This is a genomic window from Candidatus Thermoplasmatota archaeon, from assembly GCA_022848865.1.
GTDB lineage: Archaea > Thermoplasmatota > Thermoplasmata > RBG-16-68-12 > JAGMCJ01 > JAGMCJ01.
Genome location: JAJISE010000011.1, coordinates 37,634 through 44,925, shown reverse-complemented (window position 1 = coordinate 44,925; position 7,292 = coordinate 37,634). Strand labels below are relative to the sequence as shown.

The 7,292-nt window shown below is 59.7% G+C and carries 7 protein-coding genes and 1 tRNA gene; 4 read left to right on the top strand and 4 right to left on the bottom strand.

All coding sequences use genetic code 11. From position 1 onward, the window contains the following. On the top strand, positions 1–2,762 hold a 2,762-nt coding region (locus tag LN415_03595; GenBank protein MCJ2556173.1), incomplete at its 5' end, for a PKD domain-containing protein. Between the two features lie 4 nt (positions 2,763–2,766). On the opposite strand, the gene LN415_03590 is transcribed toward LN415_03595, so the two are convergent. The 3 genes from LN415_03590 to LN415_03580 form a co-directional block, all read right to left on the bottom strand. After that, positions 2,767–2,855 (bottom strand) — tRNA-Asn (locus tag LN415_03590). A gap of 41 nt (positions 2,856–2,896) precedes the next feature. Next, positions 2,897–3,199 (bottom strand): hypothetical protein, encoded by a 303-nt coding sequence (locus LN415_03585; protein ID MCJ2556172.1) that lies wholly within the window; start codon positions 3,197–3,199, stop codon positions 2,897–2,899. 62 nt (positions 3,200–3,261) lie between these two features. After that, complete coding sequence (locus LN415_03580) at positions 3,262–4,104, bottom strand: isoaspartyl peptidase/L-asparaginase (GenBank protein MCJ2556171.1); 843 nt, start codon at positions 4,102–4,104, stop codon at positions 3,262–3,264. A 109-nt stretch (positions 4,105–4,213) separates the two neighbouring features. Between LN415_03580 and LN415_03575 the strand changes: the two genes are divergently transcribed. Genes LN415_03575 through LN415_03565 form a run of 3 tightly spaced genes read left to right on the top strand, consistent with a single transcriptional unit; the run spans position 4,214 to position 6,961 of the window. Then, positions 4,214–4,936 carry an ABC transporter ATP-binding protein gene (locus LN415_03575; GenBank protein MCJ2556170.1) on the top strand — a complete coding sequence of 241 codons (723 nt, stop codon included), beginning with the start codon at positions 4,214–4,216 and terminating at the stop codon, positions 4,934–4,936. Then, positions 4,933–6,402 (top strand): hypothetical protein, encoded by a 1,470-nt coding sequence (locus tag LN415_03570; protein ID MCJ2556169.1) that lies wholly within the window; start codon positions 4,933–4,935, stop codon positions 6,400–6,402. The genes LN415_03575 and LN415_03570 overlap by 4 nt, the downstream gene beginning before the upstream one ends. Continuing rightward, positions 6,368–6,961, top strand: a complete 594-nt coding sequence (locus LN415_03565) for a hypothetical protein (protein MCJ2556168.1) — start codon at positions 6,368–6,370, stop codon at positions 6,959–6,961. The genes LN415_03570 and LN415_03565 overlap by 35 nt, the downstream gene beginning before the upstream one ends. Here LN415_03565 and LN415_03560 read toward each other — a convergent pair. Beyond that, positions 6,958–7,248, bottom strand: coding sequence for a hypothetical protein (locus LN415_03560; GenBank protein ID MCJ2556167.1), 291 nt, complete (start codon positions 7,246–7,248; stop codon positions 6,958–6,960). The genes LN415_03565 and LN415_03560 overlap by 4 nt on opposite strands. Positions 7,249–7,292: the final 44 nt, after the last annotated feature.

Sequence of the window (7,292 nt, the reverse complement as noted above, 5' to 3'; positions counted from 1 at the left end):
GGCCCGCCGGAACGCCTTGGACGAAGGGCACCGATGGATTCGGGTACTGGTGGGGGAGCGATGTCTGGAGCGGAGAGATCCTCCATATGACCTCCGACCAGCCCATAACGGTCATAAACGGGGACTATGACGAACCGCAGACCTTCGGCGCCTTCCTTCCGTACACGTTCATCGGACCGCAGCCCCCGGTCGCGGACGCCGGAGAGGACCAGGCCGTGGACGAGGGAGATACAGTCACTCTCGATGGCTCGGGCTCGTTCGACCCAGACGCTGAAGAGAACGAGGTGTCCGAGGTCCTTCACGTTTCGATCTTCATGCAAGACGAGGTCCAGAAGATCGTGGACAGCGTCGATCCAGGGGACCTCTTCGATATCACGCAAGTCAGCCTGCACGAGTTCAACACCGGTACGCCGGTAGACTTGAGCGACTACGACGCGATTGTCTTCGGAATAAACGACTGCTATGAGCAACCCGACGAGGGCGTGGAGCGGATAGCCGAGCTCAAGATGTTCGTCGAAGGCGGCGGTGGGATCGTCTGGACGCACGACGCCCTGGAGTACAAGTTCGACTACGGTCCCCTTGCTGAGGTCCCTGCGGGAGTTGACGATGTCGGTGCCGCTTGGAGCAGCGGGAACACGGTCCTCTTTCCCATGGACCACGAAGTGATGCACGCTCCCTTCGAAGTGGCAGTGCCCGGACAGATAATCCCCGTGCAGGACACGCACACCGTGGGTGGTGAGGTCACGACTGCCATGGCGGTGGCGATCTTTGCCGGCTCTCCGCCCGCGAACAACAACTTCTACCTGACTGTTCACGAATACGGCGAGGGCAGGGTCTCCGTGAGCGAGATCGGACACGTTGTCATGGGGTGCGACGGCACGGGTTTCACGCTCCCGTCTGAGGAAGAATCCAGACTCTTCGTGAACACGCTCAACTGGACGAGCAGGCCCGGAGGACCTGACCTCCAGTATGAATGGGACCTTGATGATGGAGTCGACTCGGACGGAGATGGTGATTACACGAACGATGCCGACGCGACAGGCGTGATCGTCAACCACACGTACGGCGACAACGGCATCTACAACGCCACGCTGACGGTGACCGATGCGCAGGGACTCCATGACAGTGACACCGTTCAGACAGCCGTGCTGAACGTACTGCCGGATGGACAGATGGGTACGCTCTTCTCGGGCGACGAAGGCTCCGAGATACTGTTCGAGATATCCGTGTCCGATCCAGGAAGCGATGACATCACCGTCCTGTGGTCGTGGGGAGACGGGACGAGCGATGCGGAGACGCACTACAACGACGGTTTGGCACCGGACCCATATCCGAGTCCTGAAGTGAACCCGGTGAGCCTCGACTTGGCACAGACGCACTCGTATGGTCACGCTGGAGCCTACGGTGTCATCGTTACATTGACGGACGATGACGGCGGCGAGACTGCCGTCTCCGCTCAAGCGAGCATCTCCAACCTGCCGCCCGAGGTGGTGATCAGCGTCGTCGCCCCCAATCCCGCGAACGAGGGCAGCTTCGTGAACTTGGACGGCTACTTCGATGACCCGAGCTGGCTCGATAGCCATACCGCAACTTGGGACTTCGGCGACGCCTCGTCGACATCTGGGAGCTTCGCTCCGGGGATCGGATCCTCACACCATGAGATGGACGCCGTCCAGCACGCCTACGGGGACAACGGCGTCTATTCCGTCGTATTGATGGTCGAGGATGATTTCCTCGACTCGGATTCCGACCAAGTGAGTGTCATGATTCTGAACGTCGCACCGAGTGTCTCGGCCTGTGTCAGCGGTACTGGATTCGAGCCCACGACACTCTCGTTTGACGGCAGCTTCGCAGACCCTGGCTGGCTGGACACCTGGGAATGGTGGTGGGACTTCAGGCCAGACCACGACTCGGACGGCGACGGCGATCCCGCGAATGATAGAGACGTTGAGGGGCAAACACAGGTCGCGGGACAGCTCCCGACCGTCCAGTGGACGTTCAACGACGATTACGACGGGCCCGTATACCTCTACGTACTCGACGATGATGGTGGGCTCGGAACGACCGCCGTCGATGTCACGATCGAGAATGTCGCCCCGCAGATGACCACGGAGCCCGTGTACTTCTTCAACGCATCCTTCGGTCTGAGAATAGCGGGAGAGAAGTGGCACGATGTCACGATTCACCTCTTCGAGGACGACGCGGAGATATGGACCGCCACTCTCGTGAGGTATCCAGGAAGCCCGAACGAGCAGATGGCGTGGTTCGAGAACTTCTCCGTCAACCTGTCCAGAGCGTATAGGGCCGAGGTCTACTACACTCCCACCGACGATCCGGTCAACGGGCAGATCTGGGGAGCGACTCCCGCCTGGTTGATCGCGGAGTTCGGGGACGGCTCGGAGTCAAGGATACACCACACGTTCAACGTGAGGCACGAGGACACATGGTTCTGGGATGTCCGGAACGTCTCGGACCTGTTCCTCGGGCACAACGTCACGTTCCTGGCGGATGGCACGGACCCGGGCAGTGATGACCTCGTGTTCGAATGGGACTGGGGAGATGGCTCCGTCAGCACCGTTCCGTACTACAACGACGGGGCGGCACCTGACACGTACCCGAGCTTCTGGTTCGGGACGTATCCGTTCACGGCGCACTGCGTCGCCACCCATGCCTTCGGTGGTCACGGGACCTATATCATCACGGTCAGCCTGCGTGACGATGACGGCGGAGCGGTCACGACAACGTTCCTGATAACGATATGAGAAGCGCCGCCGACCGGATTTGAACCGGTGACCCTCCGGTTTCTGCTGCAGCTATTAACAGCCGGGAGCTCCACCAGACTAAGCTACGGCGGCAACGAGCGTCCCATAAGGTGGACAACTAAAATAGCTTTTCGTCAGAGGGATTTCCTGAGTTCATCAATGATGTTCAGCGTCTCGTCAAGGCTCTTCTTGACGCGGTCTAGATACTCGGCGACCTTGTCCGTGACGAGGGCCCCGTCGGGTGTGGGCAGGATCAGACCCTCCTCTTCCAGGATGCGAAGGGAATACCTGACCTTGTGGCGCGGGTAGTTGAACATCTCGGAGAGCTTGATGATGCCGATGGGCTGGTTGTCCCTGATCGTCTTGAGCATCTCCACGTGCCTTTGGAGGAGCTCGATCCTCGATTCGAGGGTGCCTTCCTCCAACTCTTCCGTCATCTCCACCGAAAGCCTCCTGGCCTGCACCCTTGATGCGTTTCAGGGCTTAAAATGTTGCGGGGCTATATCTCTCCGATCCACGACGCCATCTGTCTGTTGCTGACCGCGGCCGAGTCGGACCGTGACACGGCCACGACCCCGACGGGGATCTCATGCGGGAAGAGCGTCATCCCCCACTCGCACGCTTCCTTTGCGGACATGCCCTCGCCCATCTTGTCGTGGACCCTGAGCGACATGACCTGGCGGACTATATCCTCCCCTATGCCCGTGGCGGAGACCGCTCCATGTCCTCCGCAGTATATCCCGGCGCCGATGATGGGCGTGTCCCCGACCCGCCCGGGAAGCATGAAGGAAGTCCCGCCAGTCGAGTTCCCCGACGCCATCTTCCCTTCACCGTCGACCGCGACCGCGCCAACGGTGCCGACGCGATAGTCCCTCCACTTGCCCGCCCAATCGGGAACGTCGCCCTCTTCGAGCTTCTTCTTGATCGTCTTCAACCACTCGACGGACTTCTCGGTCTTCGGGTCGAAGTACTCGAACCCCTGCTCCCTCGCGAAGGAGAGCGCACCCTCGCCCGCCAGCATGATGTGCGGGGTGTCCATCACCTTTCTCGCGACGGAGATCGGGTTCTTCACGTCCTCGATGCCGGCAACGCAGCCGCAGTTCATGTCGGAGTCCATCAGGGACGCGTCCATCTGCAACGAGCCGTCGAGCCTGAGCCGTGAGCCCAATCCCGCATTAGTGCGGGGATCGTCCTCCAGCACGATTATCGCCTCGACGACGGCTTCGATGGCGTCCCCGCCACCCTCCAGGACGGCCATGCCCGCCTCACCGGCTCTCTCGGCGAGGCCCAGAGCGTCATCGGTGGAACCCGCCCCGCAATTGGTGACCATGCGAAGAGTCATTGCCGCCGAAATGCAGAGGAGACGATTAACCCTTTTCATTGAGCCGGTTCAGAATCGATAACCGTATGAGAAACGCTAAATAACCGCCGACCATAGAACCAGCCGTCTCATGTCCGTCATTCAGACAGAGAACATATCGAAGAGGTTCGGCGATTTTTCAGCCCTCAAGGACATCAACATCACGGTCGACGAGGGCGAGCTGTTCGGCCTGTGCGGACCCAACGGAGCGGGCAAGACGACCCTGCTGAGGATACTGACGGGGCAGCTCGTGCCGTCGGAAGGGCATGCCAGCGTGCTCGGCACGGACCCGGTGAAGGAGCCCATCGGAGTCAAGAGCATCATGGGGATCGTGCCCGAGGTGGAGTCCCCCCCGAGCTATCTAACCGCCTACGAGTTCCTCTACTTCGTCTCCAAGGTGAGAAAGATCGAGGCGAGCGAGGGCAAGATAAGGAAGTGGATGGACTTCTTCGACCTGACCGAGAACGAGGGCGTAGTGTGCCGCGACCTGTCGAAGGGGAACAGGCAGAAGCTCATGCTCGCGGGGGCGTTCATGCACGAGCCCAGGGTCCTCTTTCTCGACGAGCCGCTGATCAACCTGGACCCGCTGTACCAGAGGAAGGTCAAGGACTACCTGTCCGGCTACGTGAAGAAGGGAGGGACCATCTTCATGTGCACGCACCTTCTGGAGATGGCCGAGAAGATCTGCAGTTCCGTGGCGATTATCAACGGGGGAAGCATAGTCGTCCGAGAGGGCATCGACCAGCTTGTCGGCGAGTTCGGAAGCCTCGAGGATGCTTTCATCAGCCTCGTCGGGAAGAGTGGAAACCGATGATGGAGTTCACCAGGCTCTTCCTGCGGGAGGAGTTCAGGATGCACACGTACTACACGAACCCCCGCATGTTCCTCGCCTTTCCGTTCATCGTGTGCATGTTCTCCTTCGGCGTTGCCCTGACCTCCGACAGGATCCTCGCGGACACCAACCTCGACGAGGTAATGCTCCTGCTCCACGTGTCGGTCTTCCTCTACGGCCTGAGCGTGGGGGCCTTCGGATTCATGGGAAGGGAGTATGTGGAGAGGCAGCACGGCCGACGGAAATACCTGGTCGCGAGCCCTCTGACCCTCCCGATATCGTTCAGGAAGACGTTCCTAGGGATGTATCTCCGAGACGTGATATTCTACGTGCTCCTGCTCCTGCTTCCCGCGACGCTCGGACTGCTGTTCTCCGTTCCGTTCAGCGGCTTCAGATGGACATCGATCGTCCTCCTCTTCCTGGCCGCCCTCGTCTCATTCCTCATCGGGATCTCGCTCAGCTTCTTCGCTTCCGTCGTGTACATCAGGAACCACGCCGCCTTCATCGGTGTCACGGTCCTCATCGTTGGGCTCTTCGTGGCCCAGGTCGGATTCGACGCCATCCCGCTCACGTTCCTTCTCCCGGGACTCGCCATGCAGCATTCGCTGCCACCGTACTCGTACGCGCTGACGAGCGAGCTGGTCCTCTCCGCGCTGGGCGGCGTTGCGCTCATCGCCATCTTCGTCGCGGCCGCATATGCCCTGATACCGACGAGGTTCAGCCCGGTGAGCCCGAAGACCGAGACGAGGGACCTACCCCGGATGTTCGAGAAGCTCGCCTTCGCGAAGCAGTACCGTCACCTCCTGGCGAAGGAGCTGGTCGACCTGAGGAGGAGCGGGACCATAACCAAGATGTTCTTCAGCTTCGTCACTCCTCTGCTCTTCCTGAGCTTCACCGCGTGGTTCGTCAGAACGGGGCTCGCGATCCCCGTCGGATTCAACACGGTCTTCTATGGGGCCATGGTCGGCTTCTTCGGTGTCATACTCTACAGCTGGCTCAACAATGTGGACATCATGGAGTACTTCGAGACGCTGCCCGTCCCGCCGACGAAGGTCATCAAGACGAAGATCATGGCGTTCCTCATGCTCACCTCCTGGATAAGCCTGATATTTCTGTTGGGGATCAGCTTCCTGAACGATGACATGTCCCTGCTGTGGCTGGCCATACCGGTCATGTTCGTGGTCTCCATATACATGGTCGTGATGACCGCCTATCTCACTGGTCTGCGGACGAACACCTTCCTCTTCGACGCCAACATCCTCCTCAAGTTCACCGCGATGTCCATGCTGCCAGACGTCTGCCTCGTCATCATCTCCTTCACGATAGACAGGAGCCTCTTCTTCGCCTCGCTCGGGATCCTCGTCGTCTGCTCAATATTAATATTGACGACCTTCATCCTGTACAAGGGGATAGATGACAAGTGGAAGAGAGCTGAGTTCACGGATTAGGGCCGAGGAGTCTGCCGTGAGAAGGCTCGTTCATCTCTGTCTCCCAGTCTTCCTGCTCTACTACATAATCCCAGATGACACTTGGATAGGGGTAGACAAGAGGCTCGTTCTGCTGGGCGCCCTGTTCGTCTTCATCATCTTCGAGTTCCTCAGGCTGGCGTATCAGATCCGCGTGTTCGGAACCAGGGAGTATGAGATGGACAACGTGGCGGCCTACCTGTGGGCGGGGATCGGGTTCACGGTGGCCTTCCTCCTCTTCGATTATGCGCTCGTCGTTCCAGCGCTCCTCGGTATGGCGTGGATTGACCCGCTCAGCGGCTTCCTCCGCAGCAGGAAGAGCGGACTGTACCCGTGGCTGCCCTTCGCCTCATATCTCGTCCTTGCGGCAGTCGCCTTGACCGTCGTCTCGAGTTTCGCCCCGCTGAGCATCGTCCTCATCGCCGCTGCGGGCGCCGCATCTGGCATCGCCGCCGAGCACAGAAGGGTCAGATTCGTGGATGATGACTTCCTGATGCTTGTCGTCCCGCTCGTTGTGATGACCGTCGTGTCGTCGATCTAGACGATCTCGAGCTTGCCCTTCCTTCCGATGCTGACCTGCAGGTCGCCCTGCCATTCCTTTACCCATCCGTTCGATATCCTGATCTTGTCACCAACACCGACCTTGTCAATCTCATCATTCCAGAGGGTGAGGGAGACGCCGCCACCCATCCCGTCCTCGCACTTGACATCGCAGACCCTACCGCTCGATCCGTACCTGCTGGTGAAGTCCCTCGCCTCTCCCTTGGAGACGACTGAGAGCTCGATCGTATCGAACGAAGAGTTGGCCTTGAGATCCTTGATAAACATGGGAACCACCGACACGGGAATTGCGACCAAAGACTTGAACCTTA

Bases quoted from the DNA above. Each gene is read 5' to 3' on its own strand.
- LN415_03575 (MCJ2556170.1), top strand. From the start codon at position 4,214: ATGTCCGTCATTCAGACAGAGAACATATCGAAGAGGTTCGGCGATTTT.
- LN415_03565 (MCJ2556168.1), top strand. From the start codon at position 6,368: ATGACAAGTGGAAGAGAGCTGAGTTCACGGATTAGGGCCGAGGAGTCT.
- LN415_03585 (MCJ2556172.1), bottom strand. From the start codon at position 3,199: ATGACGGAAGAGTTGGAGGAAGGCACCCTCGAATCGAGGATCGAGCTC.
- LN415_03560 (MCJ2556167.1), bottom strand. From the start codon at position 7,248: ATGTTTATCAAGGATCTCAAGGCCAACTCTTCGTTCGATACGATCGAG.
- LN415_03580 (MCJ2556171.1), bottom strand. From the start codon at position 4,104: ATGACTCTTCGCATGGTCACCAATTGCGGGGCGGGTTCCACCGATGAC.
- LN415_03570 (MCJ2556169.1), top strand. From the start codon at position 4,933: ATGATGGAGTTCACCAGGCTCTTCCTGCGGGAGGAGTTCAGGATGCAC.